The 19793-nt window shown below is 63.7% G+C and carries 14 protein-coding genes and 1 pseudogene; 10 read left to right on the top strand and 5 right to left on the bottom strand.

Annotation, left to right across the window (positions count from 1 at the left end; genetic code table 11):
• Nucleotide 1: 1 nt before the first annotated feature.
• On the top strand, nt 2-976 hold the full coding sequence (murB, locus tag AB4Z53_RS07065; protein ID WP_113540720.1) for a UDP-N-acetylmuramate dehydrogenase: 975 nt from the start codon (nt 2-4) through the stop codon (nt 974-976).
• A 285-nt stretch (nt 977-1261) separates the two neighbouring features.
• Here the strand turns inward: murB and AB4Z53_RS07060 are convergent, their stop codons facing one another.
• Nucleotides 1262-2572: an MFS transporter gene (locus AB4Z53_RS07060; protein ID WP_113540719.1), complete on the bottom strand. Its 1311-nt coding sequence runs from the start codon at nt 2570-2572 to the stop codon at nt 1262-1264.
• Between the two features lie 527 nt (nt 2573-3099).
• On the opposite strand from AB4Z53_RS07060, the pseudogene aqpZ reads away from it, so the two are divergent.
• From aqpZ to ligA, 9 genes and pseudogenes are all read left to right on the top strand, one after another.
• Nucleotides 3100-3785, top strand: a pseudogene (aqpZ, locus tag AB4Z53_RS07055) (aquaporin Z).
• 308 nt (nt 3786-4093) lie between these two features.
• Nucleotides 4094-5020 carry a D-alanine--D-alanine ligase gene (locus AB4Z53_RS07050; RefSeq protein WP_113540716.1) on the top strand — a complete coding sequence of 309 codons (927 nt, stop codon included), beginning with the start codon at nt 4094-4096 and terminating at the stop codon, nt 5018-5020.
• Nucleotides 5008-5958 carry a cell division protein FtsQ gene (ftsQ, locus tag AB4Z53_RS07045; protein WP_113540715.1) on the top strand — a complete coding sequence of 317 codons (951 nt, stop codon included), beginning with the start codon at nt 5008-5010 and terminating at the stop codon, nt 5956-5958. The genes AB4Z53_RS07050 and ftsQ overlap by 13 nt, the downstream gene beginning before the upstream one ends.
• On the top strand, nt 5955-7286 hold the full coding sequence (gene ftsA, locus AB4Z53_RS07040) for a cell division protein FtsA (protein ID WP_113540714.1): 1332 nt from the start codon (nt 5955-5957) through the stop codon (nt 7284-7286). Before ftsQ ends, ftsA begins: the two co-directional genes overlap by 4 nt.
• Nucleotides 7287-7395: 109 nt before the next feature.
• Nucleotides 7396-9186 (top strand): cell division protein FtsZ, encoded by a 1791-nt coding sequence (gene ftsZ / locus AB4Z53_RS07035; protein ID WP_441595376.1) that lies wholly within the window; start codon nt 7396-7398, stop codon nt 9184-9186.
• Between the two features lie 334 nt (nt 9187-9520).
• Nucleotides 9521-10474, top strand: coding sequence for a UDP-3-O-acyl-N-acetylglucosamine deacetylase (gene lpxC, locus AB4Z53_RS07030; RefSeq protein ID WP_113540712.1), 954 nt, complete (start codon nt 9521-9523; stop codon nt 10472-10474).
• A 173-nt stretch (nt 10475-10647) separates the two neighbouring features.
• Complete coding sequence (locus tag AB4Z53_RS07025; RefSeq protein ID WP_113540711.1) at nt 10648-11514, top strand: outer membrane protein assembly factor BamD; 867 nt, start codon at nt 10648-10650, stop codon at nt 11512-11514.
• Between the two features lie 36 nt (nt 11515-11550).
• The gene (gene recN, locus AB4Z53_RS07020; RefSeq protein WP_113540710.1) at nt 11551-13224 is read left to right on the top strand and encodes a DNA repair protein RecN; all 1674 of its coding nucleotides are present in this window, start codon (nt 11551-11553) and stop codon (nt 13222-13224) included.
• Nucleotides 13225-13388: 164 nt separating this feature from the next.
• Nucleotides 13389-15542, top strand: coding sequence for an NAD-dependent DNA ligase LigA (ligA, locus tag AB4Z53_RS07015; RefSeq protein WP_441595375.1), 2154 nt, complete (start codon nt 13389-13391; stop codon nt 15540-15542).
• Between the two features lie 21 nt (nt 15543-15563).
• On the opposite strand, the gene AB4Z53_RS07010 is transcribed toward ligA, so the two are convergent.
• From AB4Z53_RS07010 to AB4Z53_RS06995, 4 genes are all read right to left on the bottom strand, one after another.
• Nucleotides 15564-16217 (bottom strand): CatB-related O-acetyltransferase, encoded by a 654-nt coding sequence (locus tag AB4Z53_RS07010; RefSeq protein WP_113540708.1) that lies wholly within the window; start codon nt 16215-16217, stop codon nt 15564-15566.
• Between the two features lie 202 nt (nt 16218-16419).
• The gene (locus AB4Z53_RS07005; RefSeq protein ID WP_113540707.1) at nt 16420-16830 is read right to left on the bottom strand and encodes a VOC family protein; all 411 of its coding nucleotides are present in this window, start codon (nt 16828-16830) and stop codon (nt 16420-16422) included.
• 305 nt (nt 16831-17135) lie between these two features.
• On the bottom strand, nt 17136-18377 hold the full coding sequence (locus AB4Z53_RS07000) for an MFS transporter (RefSeq protein WP_441595374.1): 1242 nt from the start codon (nt 18375-18377) through the stop codon (nt 17136-17138).
• A gap of 1 nt (nt 18378) precedes the next feature.
• Nucleotides 18379-19785 (bottom strand): amidase, encoded by a 1407-nt coding sequence (locus AB4Z53_RS06995; RefSeq protein ID WP_441595373.1) that lies wholly within the window; start codon nt 19783-19785, stop codon nt 18379-18381.
• Nucleotides 19786-19793 lie beyond the last annotated feature (8 nt).

Below are 19793 nucleotides of genomic sequence, written 5' to 3'. Positions count from 1 at the left end.
CATGAAACAGGTCAACGGTCAGAAACTACTGGAGTCGCTTGGAAGTGGTGTCAGCGCGGTGCGCGGCCGTATCACGCCCGATGCGCCGATGGATCGCGTCACCTGGTTCCGCGCCGGCGGCCTTGCCGAGCTCATGTTCCAGCCGCACGATACGGATGATCTCATCACCTTCCTGAAGCTTGTTCCGGCGGAAGTGCCGGTCATGGTGGTCGGTGTCGGCTCGAACCTGCTCGTGCGCGACGGTGGCATTCCCGGCGTCGTCATCCGGCTCTCGGCCAAGGGCTTTGGCGATCTCGAACTCGTCGGCGAAAACCGCATCAAGGCCGGCGCCATCTGCCCGGACAAGAACATCGCGGCCATGGCGCTCGATCACGGCATCGGCGGCTTCTATTTCTACTACGGCATCCCGGGTTCGCTCGGCGGCGCGCTGCGCATGAACGCCGGCGCCAATGGTTCAGAGACCCGAGAGCGGGTCGTCGAGGTCCATGCGGTCGACCGCCAGGGCAACCAGCATGTGCTGTCGAATGCCGACATGGGCTACGCCTACCGCCATTCCTCGGCGGCGAAAGACCTGATCTTCACCCATGCGGTGTTCGAGGGCTACGCCGAAGACAAGAACAAGATTCGCACCGACATGGATGCGGTGCGCCAGCATCGCGAGACGGTGCAGCCGATCCGCGAGAAGACGGGCGGCTCGACCTTCAAGAATCCCGAGGGCCATTCGGCCTGGAAGCTGATCGACGAGGCCGGCTGCCGCGGTCTGATGATCGGCAGCGCGCAGATGTCGCCGCTGCACTGCAACTTCATGATCAACACCGGCCAGGCGACCGGCTACGAACTCGAATATCTCGGCGAGACCGTGCGCCAGCGCGTGCTCGAACATTCCGGCGTCCGCCTCGAATGGGAAATCAAGCGCATCGGCAATTTCATGCCGGGCTACGAGATCAAGGAATTCCTCGGCCGCGGCATCGCCTGAGGCTGAACGGGACCGTGCTAGAAAAGGCCGTGGCGGAGACGCCGCGGCCTTTTTGCTTTGGGGCGATGAGAACCGACGAGCGACCCACATCCTCCGTCATGCTCCAGCCGCGACATGGGTTTGCCCTGGGAATGGACCCTCGGGTCGAGCCCGAGCATGACGGTGGAAGGGGCAGAGCGATCAAAGAAACGTCCTTCACGTCGCCAAGCGAAAAGAGCCGCAGCGTTGCCGCTGCGGCTCTTCTCTTCTAGTGGCCGGCTGCGCATGCGGCGCAGCCGGTCGTGATCAGGCCGAAACCTCGTCTTCGGTCGACAGCACCAGGCACAGAAGCGTGATGGCGGCGGCGGCGAGCAGGTAGTAGCCAACATAATCCAGGCTGTAGTTGGTGGCGAGCCAGGTGGCGATGTAAGGCGCCAGCGACGCGCCGAAGATGCCGGCGAGGTTGAAGGTCATCGAGGCGCCGGTGTAGCGCACCGAGGTCGGGAAGGGGGCGGCGAGTGCCGCTCCGATCGGGCCGTAGGTAAGGCCCATGAGGCCGAGGCCGATGATCGAGAACAGGAAGGCGCCGCCAAGCCCGCCCGAGAGGAGCGGGGCCATGAAGATGCCGAAGATGCCGATGCCGATGGTCGTCAGGATGAGGATCAGGCGGCGGCCGAAACGGTCCGACAGGATGCCCGCAACCGGGATCATCAGGCCGAAGAAGACGACACCGGTCATCTGCACGACCAGGAACTGCTCACGCGAGTAGCCGAGCTTCGCCGTGCCCCAGGACAGCGAGAACACCGTCATCAGATAGAAGAGCACGAAGGTCGCGAGCGCCACGAAGGTTCCGAGCACCAGGCTGCGCTTGTGCGAGCGGAAGATCTCGGCGATCGGTACCTGCACGCGCTCGTGCTTGTCGACGGCCTTCTGGAATTCCGGCGTTTCGGTGATCTTCAGACGGACATAGAGGCCGACGGCGACCAGCAGGATGCTGGCGATGAACGGCACGCGCCAGCCCCAGGCGAGGAAGGCTTCGTCGCTCATCACTTCGCCGAGGATGAGGAAGGTGCCGGCCGAGAGGATGAAGCCGATCGGCGCGCCGAGCTGCGGGAACATGGCGTACCAGCTGCGCTTGCCCTCGGGCGCGTTCTCGGTGGCGAGCAGGACGGCGCCGCCCCATTCGCCGCCGAGGCCGAGGCCCTGGCCGAAGCGGCACAGTGCCAGCAGCAGCGGGGCTGCGACGCCGATCGTCGCATAGGTCGGCAGGAGGCCGATGACGACGGTGGAGATGCCCATGGTCATCAGCGCCGCCACCAGCGTCGCCTTGCGGCCGACCTTGTCGCCGAAGTGGCCGAAGACCACGGCGCCGAAGGGACGGGCGAAGAAGGCGATCGAGAAGGTCGCGAAGGATTGCAGCATTGCCGAGGTCGGGTCGGCGCCGGGGAAGAAGAGGTGCGGGAAAACGAGAACCGCGGCGGTGGCGTATACGTAGAAGTCGAAGAATTCGATTGTCGTGCCGACGAGGCTTGCGAACAGCACTCGGGCAGGGGAGTTCACTGCCGCGTGCTTCGACGCATTGTTCTTCGGCGACAGGGTGGTTGTCGCGTCTGTCATTATCATAATTCCTGATATGGATGTGAGGCCGTCTTGGGAGGCGGTCATGGGCGTCTTAACGCAAGTTTCGGCATGACGAAACCCTAATATCGTAAGATATGCGAACGATCTCGGCGTCGTGCGCAGCATTGTTCCGCTCATGCGTGGCTGCCCGCGCGTTGGCCGAGATTGCCTCTGTTGCAAGCTGTCCGGCACGGCGAACATTGCGACCCACCGGCGCGACAATAATGGTCTCAGCTGGTTCAAGCCGGCGGCCAGGGATCATCTGGACAAGGCCTTCGCAGTCGCCGCGTTGCTCACGCGACATGGCATTGTCATTGAGATCTAGAAAGCCGCAAGGATTGGCTATGTCCTCTATGAGGACGGCCATCAGATCGAAGCCGAGGCCTTTGCGGACTTGTGAATTTGAAGCCAATCTCATCTACAGCGGGTATTGTGGCGAGCGCTCAACCGCTCTTGACCGGAATCGAATTGTGGCAAGCTCTCGAAAACCGAAGCGATCGGCTTCGTTTTTCAGGAGCGAATGCATGTTCAAAAGGCTTTCAGCGGAATTTCTCGGTACATTTTGGCTCGTTTTCGGTGGTTGCGGCAGTGCGGTCCTGGCGGCCTCCTTTCCGGAGGTCGGTATCGGCCTGCTCGCGTTTCCTTTGCTTTTGGTCTAACCGTTCTCACCATGGCCTATGCGGTCGGCGGCATTTCAGGCGGGCATTTCAATCCGGCCGTCTCGGTGGGCTTGCTGGTCGCCGGCAAGTTTCCGGCACACAAACTCGCCGGTTACGTCATAGCCCAGGTACTGGGTGCGATCGCGGCCGCCGCCATGCTCTATCTGATCGCGAGCGGCAAGGCCGATTTCCAGCTCGGCGGCTTTGCGGCCAACGGCTATGGCGCGCATTCGCCGGGCGGCTATTCGCTGACTGCGGCACTCGTCGCCGAAGTGGTGCTGACCTTCTTCTTCCTGTTCATCATTCTCGGTTCCACCCATGGCCGTGTGCCGGCCGGCCTTGCGCCGATCGCCATCGGCCTGGCGCTGACCCTTATTCACCTGGTCTCGATTCCGGTAACGAACACCTCGGTCAATCCGGCCCGCTCGACGGGGCAGGCGCTCTTCGTCGGTGATTGGGCGCTGGCGCAACTGTGGCTTTTCTGGTTGGCGCCGATCATCGGTGCGGCGATTGCCGGCATCGTCTGGAAGATCGTCGGTGACGACGACTAAGCGCTCGTCACACCATCAGACGTGAACCCGCCGTCTCCTTTGCGGCGGGTTTTTTCATTTTTTTGCTTGTTATGCATTCGATTCAGGATCGCTCCGCAACCCTTTGATCTCCCGCTAAAATGCCTTGCCGCACTTGCGCTTGCGCGTACCACGCGTGTTTCGTTTCCCGACTAAGGTTAACGAAAGTAAACGGTTCGTTAACCATAATGCCGTTCTAGTGACCTCAATGGCGCCGGTGACTCGCGAAAACCGGAATCAGCCAGACGCAAGGAAACCTTGCGATAGTGGCGTATTGTCTGGGGGTTCGAATGAGCGGCAAGCATGTGGCTGTCCTGATGGGCGGATTTTCTTCGGAGCGACCGGTTAGCCTGTCGTCCGGGGCTGCCTGTGCGGATGCCCTCGAGGCTGCCGGCTACCGCGTCACCCGAATCGACGTCGATCGCAATGTTGCAGAGGTGCTGGCGGCGCTCCGCCCGGACGTCGCCTTCAACGCCCTTCACGGTCCGTTCGGGGAGGACGGTACGATCCAGGGCATCCTCGAATATCTGGAAATTCCCTACACCCATTCCGGCGTGCTCGCCTCGGCACTCGCCATGGACAAGGCGCAGGCAAAGCACGTTGCTGCCGCCTCCGGCATTCCGGTCGCCGACGCGCAGGTGATGGATCGCCACGCTTTCGGCCCGAAGCATCCGATGAAGCCGCCCTATGTCGTCAAGCCGGTCCGCGAGGGTTCGAGCTTCGGCGTCGTCATCGTCAAGGAAGATCAGTCACACCCGCCGCAGGTGGTGACGTCGAGCGAGTGGCGCTATGGCGATCGAATCATGGTCGAGCGTTATGTTGCCGGTCGCGAGTTGACCTGCGGTGTCATGGGCGATCGTGCGCTGGGCGTGACCGAGATCATTCCGCAGGGTCATGCCTTCTACGATTACGACTCCAAGTACGTAAAAGGTGGTTCTAGCCACGTCATTCCGGCACAGATTTCACCAAATATTTACCAAAAAATACAAACACTCGCTCTGAAGGCGCATCAGGCAATCGGTTGCCGCGGCGTCAGCCGATCCGACTTTCGTTTCGATGACAGTTCCTCCGGTGAGGGCGAGCTGATCTGGCTGGAAATCAACACCCAGCCCGGCATGACGCCAACCTCCCTGGTGCCCGAAATGGCTGCGCATGCCGGCTATGGTTTCGGTGAGTTTTTGAGTTGGATGGTGGAGGAAGCGTCGTGTTTGCGCTGAGGGGCAGAAGAGGCAAGAGGGTTCGTCACCTCGACGGTGATGCTGCCGTCGACGTGGACGGTGGCCGCGTGCTGCCGCGTCCGCTGCGCCGCGCCGTTCGATTCCTGGTCAGCCTCGGGGCTGGCCGCATTCGCTTCCCCGCCCATACGGGCACGATCTCGGCGCTCGCATTCTTTGCGGCCACCGGTTTTTACGGCATGTCGCTTGGCGGGCACACGCAGAACTTCGCCCAGGCATCGACCACGGCCGCCGGTTTCGCGATCGAGGACGTCAAGGTTTCCGGCAACGACCAGACCTCGGAAATCGATATCCTGCAGCAGCTCGGCCTCGATGGCACGACGTCGCTGGTGGCGCTCGATATCGCCGAGGCGCGCAAACTGATTGCCGAAATGCCCTGGGTGCAGGGCGTCACCGTTCGCAAGGTTTACCCCGGCACGATCGAAGTCAGCCTCACCGAGCGCAAGGCGTTCGGCATCTGGCAGCACGGCTCCGACCTTTCGTTGATCGAAAGAAGCGGCAGCGTGATCGCGCCGCTGCGCGACAACAAGTTTGCGGCGCTGCCGCTCTTCGTCGGCCGAGACGCCGAGACGGCGGCTGCCGATTTCTACGACGAGTTTTCCCGCTGGCCGGAGATCCGCTCGCGGGTGAAGGCCTTCGTCCGCGTCGCCGGTCGCCGCTGGGACCTGCGTCTCGACAACGGCATCGTCGTCAAGTTGCCGGAGCATGACGTTGCCCGGGCGATGCAGGTGCTCTCCGACATGGAAAGCCAGCACCAGCTCCTCGAGCGCGACATCGCTGCCGTGGATCTGAGACTGCAAGATCGAACCACAGTTCAGTTGACGCCGGACGCAGTGACCCGGCGCGAAGTTGCCTTGAAGGCGAGGGACAAAATGCTGAAGGCGCAGGAGACCGAGAAGAAGAAAGAGGGGCGGATATGAGTTTGTTCGGGTCCTCCAGCTTTGGCCTGCCGCGCCTGAAGCCGCTTTCTTCGAAGCGGTCTCATGTCGTCTCGGTGCTGGATATCGGGTCGACCAAGGTGGTCTGCATGATCGGCCGGCTGACGCCGCGCGCCGAAAGCCAGATCCTGCCCAACCGCACCCACAACGTCGAAATCATCGGCATCGGTCATCAGAAGTCGCGAGGCGTCAAGAACGGCGTCGTTGCCGATCTCGATGCGGTCGAAAGCGTCGTGCGGCTCGCCGTCGATGCGGCCGAGCGTATGGCCGGCCTTACCATCGACAGCATGATCGTCAACGTTTCGGCGGGCCGTCTGCAGAGCGACGTCTACACCGCGACGATCGATCTCGGCGGCCAGGAAGTCGACGCCAATGATCTGCGCAAGGTCCTGTCGGCCGCCGGCCAGCAGTCGCTGCGCTCCGACCGCGCCATCCTGCACTCGCTGCCGACGGGCTTCTCGCTCGATGGCGAACGCGGCATCCGTGATCCGCTCGCCATGTTCGGCGACGTTCTCGGCGTCGACATGCATGTGCTGACGGCCGAGCGTGCGGCGCTCAAGAACCTGGAACTCTGCGTCAATCGCGCTCACCTTTCGGTCGAGGGCATGGTGGCGACGCCCTATGCCAGCGGTCTTGCCGCGCTCGTCGACGACGAAGTCGAGCTTGGCTGCGCGGCGATCGACATGGGCGGTGGCACGACGACGATCTCGGTCTTTGCCGAGGGCAAGCTGGTTCACGCCGACGCCGTCAGCCTTGGCGGCCATCACGTGACGACGGACCTGGCGCGTGGTCTTTCGACCCGCATCGAGGATGCCGAGCGGCTGAAGGTCGTGCACGGCTCGGCGCTGCCCAACAGCGCCGACGAGCGCGACATCGTCTCCGTCCCGCCGATCGGCGAGGACGACCGCGATCAGCCGACGCATGTGCCGCGCGCGCTCGTTTCGCGCATCGTGCGCGCCCGCATCGAAGAGACGCTGGAACTCATCCGCGATCGTATCCAGCGCTCGGGCTTCAGCCCGATCGTCGGCAAGCGCATCGTTTTGACGGGCGGCGCAAGCCAGCTCACGGGCCTGCCGGAAGCGGCGCGGCGCATCCTCGCCCGCAATGTTCGCATCGGCCGTCCGCTCGGGGTTTCCGGGCTGCCGGCGGCTGCCAAGGGCCCGGCCTTCTCCACGGCGGTCGGCCTGATGATCTATCCGCAGGTCGCCGACCTCGAGACCCATGCCTCCCACGGCGGCATGTTCTCGGCGCTCGGCGCCGGCAACGGCCGCATCGCCCGCATGGGCCAGTGGTTGAAAGAGAGTTTTTGAGTAGAGCTGCCCGGCTCCGACAGGGACGGAACCGGGTGAATACAAACTAGGACTTTGAAAGATTTGGTCGGCTCGGCAAGGCGACCAGAAAACAGAAGGAACGGGTACAATGACTATCAACTTGCAGAAGCCGGATATCACGGAGCTGAAGCCCCGCATCACCGTCTTTGGTGTGGGTGGCGGCGGCGGCAACGCCGTCAACAACATGATCACCGCAGGCCTCCAGGGCGTCGATTTCGTCGTCGCCAATACCGATGCTCAGGCCCTGACCATGACCAAGGCTGAGCGGATCATCCAGATGGGCGTCGCCGTCACCGAAGGTCTCGGCGCCGGTTCGCAGCCGGAAGTCGGCCGTGCGGCCGCCGAAGAATGCATCGATGAGATCATCGACCACCTCAACGGCACCCACATGTGCTTCGTCACCGCCGGCATGGGCGGCGGCACCGGCACCGGTGCAGCCCCGATCGTCGCTCAGGCCGCCCGCAACAAGGGCATCCTGACTGTCGGCGTCGTCACCAAGCCGTTCCATTTCGAAGGCGCGCGCCGCATGCGTCTCGCCGACCAGGGCATCGCCGAACTGCAGAAGTCGGTCGACACCCTGATCGTCATCCCGAACCAGAACCTCTTCCGCATCGCCAACGACCGCACGACCTTTGCGGACGCCTTCGCGATGGCCGACCAGGTTCTTTATTCCGGCGTTGCCTGCATCACCGACCTCATGGTCAAGGAAGGCCTCATCAACCTCGACTTCGCCGATGTCCGTTCGGTGATGCGTGAGATGGGTCGCGCGATGATGGGTACCGGCGAAGCTTCGGGCGAAGGCCGCGCACTGGCCGCTGCCGAAGCCGCGATCGCCAACCCGCTGCTCGACGAAACCTCGATGAAGGGCGCCCAGGGCCTGCTGATCTCGATCACCGGTGGCCGCGACCTGACGCTGTTCGAACTCGACGAAGCTGCAACCCGTATTCGCGAAGAAGTCGACCCGGATGCCAACATCATCCTCGGCGCGACCTTCGACGAAGAACTTGAAGGCCTGATCCGCGTCTCGGTCGTCGCCACCGGCATCGACCGTACGGCTGCGGAGGTGGCGGGTCGTTCCGCCGACTTTCGTCCGGTAGCAGCCAAGCCGGTCGTTCGGCCGTCCGCCGCCATTCCGGCCCAGCAGCCGCAGCCGGTTGCCCAGCATCAGCCGGTCCCGGTTCACCAGCCGGTGATGCAGCAGCCGGTCGCTCAGCCGGTTCAGCAGCCGGTGCAGCAGCAGGCAACTGCCGACCAGATCGCAGCGGCCATCCGCGAAGCCGAAATGGAGCGGGAACTGGATATCGCGACCCGCGCTGCCCAGGCACAGGCCCAGGCTCCGGTTCAGCCGATGCACGAAGAGAACTTTCGCCCCCAGAGCAAGCTTTTCGCCGGCGCAGCACCGGTAGAAGCCGCTCCGGTCATGCGCCAGCCGCAGCCGCAGATGCAGCCGGTTCAGGTCCAGCCGCAGCCGCAGCCGGTCATGCGCCAGGAGCCTGTCGCTCCGGTCATGCGTCAGCAGCCGGAACAGGTGCGCATGCCGAAGGTCGAAGACTTTCCGCCGGTCGTAAAGGCCGAGATGGACCGCCGCGCCCAGCCGGCAGCTCCGATGCAGGAAGAGCGCGGCCCGATGGGTCTGCTCAACCGCATCACCAGCTCGCTTGGCCTGCGTGATCGCGAACAGACCCCTGCAGCCGCCGACATGACGGCGTCCGCTCCGACCGCTGCTTCCCAGCAGCGCCGGCCGCTCTCGCCGGAAGCGAGCCTCTATGCGCCGCGTCGCGGCCAGCTTGACGATCACGGTCGCGCTTCGCAGCAGGCGCGCCCGCACGAAGATGATCAGCTCGAAATCCCGGCGTTCCTGCGCCGTCAGTCGAACTGATTGGAAGGCCCGTTCCTTCACCTTGCCGAATGCCCGGGCAACTGCCCGGGCATTTTTGCATTTTCTTCATCATTTCAGATGTTTGATCCTGTGTTACGGACCGTCGCAAATACGTAACAAAGCGAAACGAACAGTGATTTGGAATGGTGCCTCCAAACTCTTATTTTCAGACTCGAAATTGGGGACGCATGCGATTCGATCAAGCGCTGTCTGTTCGAAACGCAGAGGATCGGACTTTGCTCCGAGACTCTCGGGTGCCTTGCTCGTGCCCTGAAGATTGCTGCGTTCACCGGCAGGTTTTGGCCATCGGCCACAAGTATTGAAAGTGACGAGAATGGGAATCGAATTGCTCGGGTTTCAGACGACGATTGCAAGCCCGGTAACGCTGAAGGGTATCGGCGTTCATTCGGGTGCGGAAGTGTCGATCACCTTCCACCCGGCCGAAGCCGATGCGGGCATCGTTTTCCAGCGCATCCAGGCAAACGGCCGGGTCAGCGAATACAAGGCGGTTTCCTCGCAGGTCGGCAACACTGATCTGTGCACCGTTCTCGGCATGTCGCCGGCCACCTCGATCGCCACGATCGAACATGTGATGGCTGCCATCTACGCGCTCGGCCTCGACAACCTGACGATCGAAGTTCATGGCGCTGAAATGCCGATCATGGACGGCAGCTCCGAACCCTTCATCGACGCGATCGAGCTGGTGGGCGTTCGTGCCCTTGCGGTCAAGCGTCGCTACATCCGCATCGTCAAGCCGGTCCGCATCGAATCGGGCGCCTCCTGGTCGGAGTTCACGCCCTATGACGGCATGCGCTTCGAGGTCGAGATCGACTTCGATTGCCCGCTGATCGGCCGCCAGTCCTGGAAGGGCGACATGACGCCGTCGGTCTTCAAGCGCGAGCTGTCGCGCGCCCGCACCTTCGGCTTCATGCGCGATGTCGAACGCCTCTGGGCCGCCGGCTTTGCGCTCGGCTCCTCGCTCGAAAACTCGGTCGTCATTTCCGACGACAACGCCGTCATCAATGTCGAGGGCCTGCGTTACACGGACGAGTTCGTTCGCCACAAGACGCTCGATGCGGTTGGCGACCTCTCGCTCGCCGGTGCCCCGTTCATCGGCTGCTACCGCTCCTATCGCGGCGGCCACAAGATGAACGCCAACGCGCTGAAGGCGCTCCTCAGCGATCCGACGGCCTACGAAGTCGTCGAAACGGCGACCCCGCGTCAGCGTACCCGCGCGCGCGATATGGTTGCCGTTGCAGTTCCGGGCTTCGCGCCTTGGTCCGCATAACAAAAAAAGTTACAATCTCCTCCAGTCGCCGGCCGAAAGGCCGGCATTTTCATGATAGGGCCGCCACAAATTTGCATGAATCACCGATCATGACGTTGCGGTCTCAAGGTAACTTGCTCTAAAAGCGCATGTCTGGCGGGGTCCAAGCCCGCAGAATGGAACGGGAATATCCGATGGTTCTTGCAGTTTCTGTTGATCTGAGAAAGTCTGCGCGCGTGGCGGCCGTGATTGTTGCGGCCATTGCCGGCAGCGCCCTGATTACCGCTTGCCAGAACGATCCCGATATCGACATCACCAAGCTGACGGCGGAAACCGATCCACCGGAAGTGCTCTATAATCAAGGTCTTGCCAACCTCAACGCCGGCAAGACGACGGAAGCGTCGCGCAAGTTCGAAGCGCTCGACCGCCAGCATCCGTTCTCGGAATATGCCCGCAAGGCGCTGGTGATGAATGCCTTCGTTTCCTACCGCAACGGGCAGTACCAGGAGGCGATCAACGCCACCGGTCGTTACCTCAATCTCTATCCGCAGTCCGAAGACGCGGCCTATGCGCAGTACATCCAGGGCCTGGCCTATACCAAGCAGATCCCGGCGGTAACGCAGGACCAGAAGCCGGCAATGCGGGCGATCGAGGCCATGCAGGCCGTCGTCGATCGCTATCCGGACTCCGAATATGTCGACGACGCCAAGTCGAAGATCCGTTTTGCCCGCGACCAGCTGGCCGGCAAGGAAATGCAGGTCGGCCGCTACTATCTCGAGCGCAAGGAATACCTTGCCGCCGTTTCGCGCTTCCGCGTCGTGATCGAGCAGTATCCGAACACCAACCAGGTGGAGGAAGCGCTGGCGCGCCTGACCGAGGCCTATTACTCGATGGGCGTGACCCAGGAGGCGCAGACCGCTGCCGCCGTTCTCGGCCACAACTATCCGGACAGCCAGTGGTACTCCGATTCCTTCAAGCTGCTGCAGTCGGGTGGCCTCGAGCCGCGTGAAAGCGGCAACTCGTGGATTTCGCGCGCCGCCAAGAACCTCATCGGCGCCTGATTTCGTCAGCGCCCGTCAAGGAAGATTTAACCCCGGATGCTCGCCCAGCTTTCGATCCGCGATATCGTCCTGATTGAACGGCTTGATCTGGCTTTTGACGCCGGGCTCTCGGTGCTGACCGGCGAGACCGGTGCCGGCAAATCCATCCTGCTCGATAGTTTGTCGCTGGCGCTTGGCGGCCGTGGTGACGGCTCGCTGGTGCGCCACGGTTCGGACAAGGGGCAGGTGACGGCGGTCTTCGACGTGCCGGCCGGTCATTCGGCGCGGCTGATGCTCGGTGAAAACGGCATCGACGACGACGGCGATCTGATCTTCCGCCGCGTGCAATCGGCCGACGGCCGCACCAAGGCCTATGTCAACGACCAGCCGATCAGTGTGCAGCTGATGCGCCAGCTCGGGCAGACGCTTGTCGAAATTCACGGACAGCACGACGATCGTGCGCTCGTCGATATCGACGCGCACCGTACGTTGCTCGATGCTTTCGGCGGCACCGCCGACGAGGCGCAGCATGTCGGCAACCTCTTCCGGGCCTGGAAGGACGCCGAGCGCGGACTGAAGAAGCACCGCGAGCGCGTCGAGGCGGCCGCGCGCGAGGCTGACTATCTGCGGTCCTCCGTGGAAGAGCTGGAAAAGCTTAGCCCGCGCGACGGCGAAGAAGACGAGCTTGCCGAGAACCGGGCGCGGATGATGAAGGCCGAGCGCATCGCCGGCGACATCAACGAAGCCTCGGAGTTCCTGAACGGCAATGCTTCGCCGGTTCCGCTGATCGCCTCGCTGGTGCGCCGTCTCGAGCGCAAGAGCCAGGAAGCGCCGGGCCTGCTCGAAGAAACGGTCGAGTTGCTCGACGGGGCGCTGAACCAGCTTTCGGATGCGCAGATGTCCGTCGAGCGGGCGCTGCGCAACACCGAATTTGACCCGAAAGAGCTGGAGCGGGTGGAGGAACGCCTGTTCGCCCTTCGCGGCGCCAGCCGCAAATACTCCGTGCCGGTGGCCGAGTTGCCGGCGCTGGCTGCGCGCATGATCTCCGATCTGGCCGATCTTGACGCAGGCGAAGAAAAGTTGAAGCAGCTTGAAGGGCAGGTCGGCGTCGCCAGGTCAGCCTTCGACGCGTCGGCGCGCTCGATTTCGGAAAAGCGTCACCGGACGGCATCCGCCCTTTCCGCCGCCGTCATGGCCGAACTGCCGGCGCTCAAGCTCGAGCGCGCGCGCTTCATGGTGGAAGTGCAGAGCGACCCGGCCCAAGCGACGGCCGAAGGCATCGACCTCGTCGAGTTCCACGTCCAGACGAACCCCGGCACCCGTCCGGGGCCGATCATGAAAGTGGCCTCCGGCGGCGAACTCTCCCGCTTCCTGCTGGCGCTGAAGGTGGCGCTTGCCGATCGCGGCTCGGCGCCGACTCTCGTCTTCGACGAAATCGACACCGGCGTTGGTGGTGCTGTGGCCGACGCCATCGGCCAGCGGCTGAAGCGTCTTTCGGGCACCGTGCAGGTGCTTTCCGTCACCCACGCGCCGCAGGTCGCGGCTCGCGCGGCAACGCACCTATTGATCTCCAAGGGGCCTTCGGCCGAAAAGTCGGAGATGATCTCGACCCGCGTCGCCCGTATGGACGACAAGGCCAGAACCGAGGAAATCGCCCGCATGCTTGCCGGTGCCTCGATCACCGAAGAGGCAAGGGCGGCTGCCGCCCGACTGCTCGCCGGTAACGGCTAGCCGCTAGCTCTTTTCTGTTGCAGTGGTTGCTTACGGCGCCGCGCGCCCAAAGGACGCGACGAAGGTCGCTGTGGCACTTTGAATTCCTGCATGATGTTGTCCAAATCGATTCCGATTTAAGGAATCATGCAGTAAAAACGACTCCGAATCCGGAGTCCTTGCGTATGTCCAACGAACTGAAACCCGTCGAAAACCTCACCGAAACGGAAGCGGCGGCGGAGCTCGCCTTTCTCGCGGCCGAACTGGCCCGGCACGACGCGCTCTATCACGGTCAGGACGCGCCGGAGATTTCGGATGCCGACTACGACGCGCTGAAGCGGCGCAACGATGCGATCGAGGCGCTCTTTCCAGCACTCGTGCGCGAGGACAGCCCGTCTCGGAAGGTGGGGGCGGCGCCGTCCGTCACCTTCCAGCCGGTCGTTCACGCCCGGCCGATGCTGTCGCTCGACAACACGTTTTCCGACGAGGACGCCCGCGATTTCGTCGCCTCGGTCTATCGCTTCCTCGGGCAGCTGCCCGATAATTCGATTGCCTTTACCGCCGAGCCGAAGATCGACGGCCTCTCCATGTCGCTGCGCTACGAGAACCGCCGGCTGGTGACGGCGGCGACCCGTGGCGACGGCACGACGGGCGAAAACGTCACTGCCAATATCCGCACCATCGGCATGATCCCGCAGACGCTGCCCGCCGCTGCGCCTGACATCGTCGAGGTGCGCGGCGAAATCTATATGGCGAAATCCGACTTCGCCGCTCTCAACGCCGAGATGGCGGCGCTCGGCAAGCCGCTCTACGTCAACCCGCGCAACACGGCTTCCGGCTCGCTCCGCCAGCTCGACGCCAGGGTGACGGCGAGCCGCAAGCTGCGTTTCTTCGCCTATGCCTGGGGCGAGATCTCGGAAATGCCGGCGGACACGCAGATGGGCATGGTCGAGGTGTTCAAGAGCTGGGGCTTCCCGGTCAATCCGCTGATGCAGCGCCTCTCCTCGGCTGATGCGCTGCTCGAGCATTACCACCACATCGAGCGGGAACGGCCGGATCTCGACTACGACATCGATGGCGTCGTCTACAAGGTCGACCGGCTCGACCTGCAGGCGCGCCTCGGCTTCCGCTCGCGCTCGCCGCGCTGGGCGACGGCGCACAAGTTTCCGGCCGAGCAGGCCTTTACCCGGCTGACGGCGATCGACATCCAGGTCGGCCGCACCGGCGCGCTGACGCCGGTGGCACGGCTCGAGCCGATCACGGTCGGCGGCGTCGTCGTCACCAATGCGACGCTGCACAACGAGGATTACATCAAGGGGCTTGGCAATTCGGGCGAGCCGATCCGCGAGGGCAGGGACATCCGCATCGGCGACATGGTGATCGTCCAGCGTGCCGGCGACGTCATCCCGCAGATCGTCGATGTCGTGATGGACGAGCGCAAGGAAGGCTCCGAGCCCTATCGTTTCCCGACCACATGCCCGGTCTGCGGCAGCCATGCGGTGCGCGACATCAACGAGAAGACCGGCAAGGTCGATGCGGTGCGCCGCTGCACCGGCGGCTTCGTCTGCCGCGCGCAAGCCGTCGAGCACTTGAAGCACTTCGTCTCGCGCAACGCCTACGACATCGAGGGCCTCGGCTCGAAGCAGATCGAGTTCTTCTTCGAAAGCGAAGACCCGACGCTGATGATCCGCACGGCGCCTGATATCTTCACGCTGGAGAAGCGCCAGGAGGCGTCGCTCACCAAGCTTGAAAACATCGACGGCTTCGGCCGCGTCAGCGTGCGCAAGCTCTATGACGCGATCAATACGCGCCGCTCCATCGCACTTCACCGCTTCATCTACGCGCTCGGCATCCGCCATGTGGGCGAGACGACGGCGAAGCTGCTGGCGCGTTCCTACGGCAACTACGAGCATTTCGGCACGGCGATGAGCGAGGCGGCGACCTTTTCCGGCGACGCCTGGAACGAGCTCAACAGCATCGACGGCATCGGTGAGGTCGTCGCCCGCGCCATCGTCGAATTCTACAAGGAGCCGCGCAACCTCGAAGTGGTCAACCGGCTGCTTTCGGAAGTGACGCCGGAGGCGGCGGAGGCGCCGGTCGCGAGCGACAGCCCGGTCGCCGGCAAGACGGTGGTCTTCACCGGCTCGCTCGAAAAGATGACGCGCGACGAGGCCAAGGCCAAGGCCGAAAGCCTGGGCGCCAAGGTGGCAGGTTCGGTATCGAAAAAGACCGACATCGTCGTTGCAGGCCCCGGCGCCGGCTCCAAGCTCGACAAGGCCCGCGAACTCGGCGTCCAGACCATGGACGAAGACGAGTGGCTGGTGCTGATCGGCGGGTGATCCCGCCGATCCGTGTTGTCGTCAGGCCCGCTTGGTATCGTAGGCTTCTGACGCAGCCTTCAGGGCGGCGATATCGTCGGCGCAGATGAAGCGACGCAGCGCATCGAATTTCGGCTTGTCCCACCGGTAGATGCCGAGTGCGAGCAGCGTCTCGACATCGGCCGCGGGGAAACGCTGGCGGACGGGGCGAGCAGGGTTTCCGGCAACGATGGTATAGGGCGCCACATCCTTCGTCACGATGGCGCCCGATGCGACGACGGCGCCTTCACCAAGGGTGACGCCCGGCATGATCATGGCGCGCATGCCGATCCAGGCGCCGTCGCCGATGATGGTGTCGCCCTTGCCGATATAGGCTTCGCCGATCACGTCGAGGAAGGGATAGAGGCTCACCCAATCGGTGCGATGGGTGTGGTTGCCGCCCATGAGGATCACGGCCTCGGCGCCAATCGCGACATAGTCGCCGATCCGCAGCTGGTCGATCGGCCATTGCGGCTCCCAGGCCTTGAGGCTGTAGTCGTCACCATAGAGGTAACGAACGACGCTCTCCTCGAAGGATCCGGTCCAGGCGTTGCTGTAGTAGCTGTTGGTGCCGTGCACATGGATGTTCGGGTTGCGCACGGTCTCGTGCAAAAGCTCGACCTTGGACCAGTGCTTGGCTTCGACCTTCGTGGACATGGGATTCCTCATTCTCAATGCTGCAAGCGAAGCTGCGCGGCGCTCGCCATTCGTATCCCGTCCCAACTATCGGATTTACCGGCCGCTTTCTTCTCAAATCGGGCGCCGACCGGAAGCTTTGGCCGGCACTGCGATCATTCCATCACACAAAAACGCCCGCCGCTTTCGGCGGCAGGCGCAAGGTTCGGGGCGCTGCCTGGGATCAGGAGGCCTGCTGCTGGGCTGCTTCCTGGTCCATCCACATGAACTCCCAGACGTGGCCGTCGAGGTCCTGGAAGGAAATGCCGTACATGAAGCCGTAGTCGAGCGCCGGCTTCCACGGCTTGGCACCGGCGGCAAGCGCCTTGGCCAGCATGTCGTCGCATTCGGCGCGGCTCGCCGCAGAAAGGGCGGTGATGACCTCGGTGCCTTTCCTGGCGTCGCTGATCTCGCCGGTGATGAAGTCGCGGAACTTCGGCTCGGTCAAAAGCATGACGAAAATATTGTCCGAGATCACGGTGCAAGCGGCCGTGTCGTCGGAGAACTGCTCGTTGAAGGTGAAGCCGAGCGCGGCGAAGAATGCACGCGAAGCCTTCAGATCCTTGACCGGCAGGTTTACGAAAATCATGCGCATGAAATGCTCCTTGGTATGGATTTGTGTTTTACGCTTCGGGTCATTTCACGCCATCGTGAAAGAACCCAATTCCTGGAAATTGCTCAATTCCGGGGGAGAGCCGTTTCATCGCTTTCCTGGAACTGCCCTAAGGACGAATGCCGGTCGACGATCCCGACATCGGCTCAAAGATTTTTTGAACCGGGCTGATGTGGCGCGCAACCGGAGGTTTTCAAGGACGAGCCGACCAAGGCCGCCGGCGAGATGTGTTGCAGACCGATGCGATCGTCGCGCCTCTCGCCGGTGGTTCTGGATGCGAACTCCGGTCAGCTTGCAACGATCGCGCGTCTCGGTGCGCGCACGGTCGCGATCGCGACGATTGCGGCGAGGATGTTGGCTGCGGCTCCCGCGAGGATAGGCAGTGTATAGCTGTGGCTGAAATCGAAGGCGAAACCGGCGGCGCTTGGGCCGATGAGCGTGCCGATCGCGACGCTGGTGTAGAGCGCGCCGATGATGCCGCTGACATGGCGCCCGCCGAAATAGTCCATGACCACGGCCGGCAGGATGGCGACCCAGCCGCCGTAGAAGACCCCGAAGACCAGCGCGAAGATGGCGAGCGGCCAGAAGCTGCCTGCAAAGGCCCAGATAAAGAGCGAGGCGGCCATGCCGGCAAACATGGCGACGAGGAAGACCTGTCGCCCCTTGCGGTCGGCGAGGCTGCCGAGCAGGAAGCGCCCGAGCGTGCTGCCGATGCCGATGGCGACGAGCAGGAGGACTGCGGAAGCCTGATCCAGGCCGTGGTCGAGTGCATAGGGCACCAGATGCACGAAGGGGACGAAGACGCCGAAGGCTGCGAGCAGGCAGGCGGCGTAAAGGCCGATGAACTGCGAGGTTCGGACGGCCTCGGCGACCGTCGCTCCCGAGGCGGGTTTTGCCGTGGCACGCGTGTCGACGGTGGTCCCGTCGGGACCGGTGCCGCGGTCGCGCGGATCGTTGACGAGCAGGGCGGACATAGCGACGCCGACCAGGGCTGCGAGCAAGCCGAGGACGAGATAGGCGTCTCGCCAGCCGAGGCAAGCGATCAGCCAGGTGGCGAGTGGCGGCATGACCAGGGTTCCGACGCCGATGCCGCTCACCGCAAGGCCGGACGCAAGGCCGCGACGCGCCACGAACCAGCGCTGCACCGTGCCGATCGCCGGCACATAGGCAAGGCCGACACCAAGACCGATGCCGATACCGTAGGCGGCGTAGACCTCGACGATGCTGCGGGCCTGGCTGGCTAGGGCAAGGCCAAGGCCGACGAAGAGCATGCCGAGCATGGCAAGCGGCCGCGCGCCAAAGCGGTCGGCAAGCGGGCCGGAGACGATACCGAGCCCGAAATAGAGGAAGCCTGCCAGTGAGAAGACGAGCGCCACCGAGCCGCGCGAGGCGTCGAGATCGCGCTGCAGCGGCTCGACGAAGGCGCTGAAGGTATAGGCGCTGCCGAAGCCCACGAAGGTGATGCTGAAGGCGGCAGCGACCACCGCCCAGCCATAGAAGACGCTGTCGTTTCGCGCATGAGGGTGCATGTCAGATCCCCGGATGTCTGTGATGCCAGAAGGTGGCGGACTGAAAGGCGGCGCCGCCGCGCACGAGGGTCGCCTCATTGAGGTGGCCGGCCACGAGTTGCAGCCCGATCGGCATGCCGGCGTCGCTGAAGCCGCCGGGCAAGGTGAGCGTCGGGTGCCCGCTCATGTCGAACGGGCAGGTGTAGCGCTGCAGCATAGTAATCAGCTCCGGTTGCTCGCCAAGCGTCGCGACGGTTTTCAGCGTCAGCGGCGCAAAGGGCTGAACCGGCGTCAGCAGCAGGTCGATCGACGAAAACAGCGCATCGACCTCGCCGCGAAACGCCGCGCGCCTGAGCAGGATCTTCTGGTAGTCGGTGCCGGAGAGGTTCTGGCCGGCTTCGATGACGCCGGCCAGAACCGCACCATATTGATCCCTGTGCGCAGCAAAGCTTGCCTCATGGGCAACAGCTGCCTCGACCGCACAGTTGGGCACCCAGTCTGCGACAATTCGGGTGACGTCGGGAAACCGGACTTCGACGATCTCGGCACCCAGATCGGCGAACACGGCGAGGGCCGCAGCCAGCGCAGCCTGTGTTTGCGGATCGACATCGGCACCGTTCCAGGCCGGGTCGATGCCGATCCTGAGCCCTTGTCCACCGATCCTGGCGGCAGCGGAGTAATCCGGGACCGGATCGAGGAGCGCGGTCGGGTCGCGCGGGTCGGAGCTGGCAATTGCGGCGAGCATGGCGGCCGCATCGACGGTGCTGCGCGCCATGGTGCCCACATGATCGAGCGAGGGGGCGAGGGCGAAGCTGCCGTGTCGGCTGATGCGACCCCAGCTGGGCTTCAGGCCGGTCACGCCGGTTGCCGCCGACGGCCAGCGGATGGAGCCGCCGGTGTCGGAGGCTAGCGCGCCGTAGCAAAGCCCCACCGCCGTGGCCACGCCTGAGCCGCTCGAGGAGATGCCCGGCCAGTAATCGCCATCCCAGGGGTTCCGCGGCGGCGTCACCGAGGGGTGGTGGTCGGAATAGGCGCCTTCGGACAACTGCGTCTTGCCGATCAGCACCGCGCCGGCTTCGCGTAGACGCCGCACCACCGTTGCGTCTTCGTCCGGCACGAAGGTCCGGTGGACCGTGGTGCCCGCCGCAGTCGGCTCGCCCTTCAGCCAGAACAGATCCTTGACGGCAATCGGCACGCCATGGAGCGGGCCGCGATACCGTCCTGCCGCAATTTCGCTGTCAGCCTCGTCGGCTTGAGCCCGGGCCGAATCCTCAAGCACGAGGACGTAGCTCTTGAGCTCCTTATCGAGTGCCGCAATACGCCGAAGCTGGGCTTCGACCACGTCTCGCGAGGTGAGAGCCCGATCGCGGATCAAGGCTCCGATCTCCGTCAGCCCAAGATAGGCAAGCCCAGTGGTGTCGGCCGTCATCGCGGTTG

This window comes from Ensifer sp. 2TAB8 (assembly GCF_052115125.1).
In the GTDB taxonomy this organism is placed as follows: Bacteria; Pseudomonadota; Alphaproteobacteria; order Rhizobiales; family Rhizobiaceae; genus Ensifer.
This window is presented reverse-complemented; position numbering and strand designations above follow the sequence as displayed.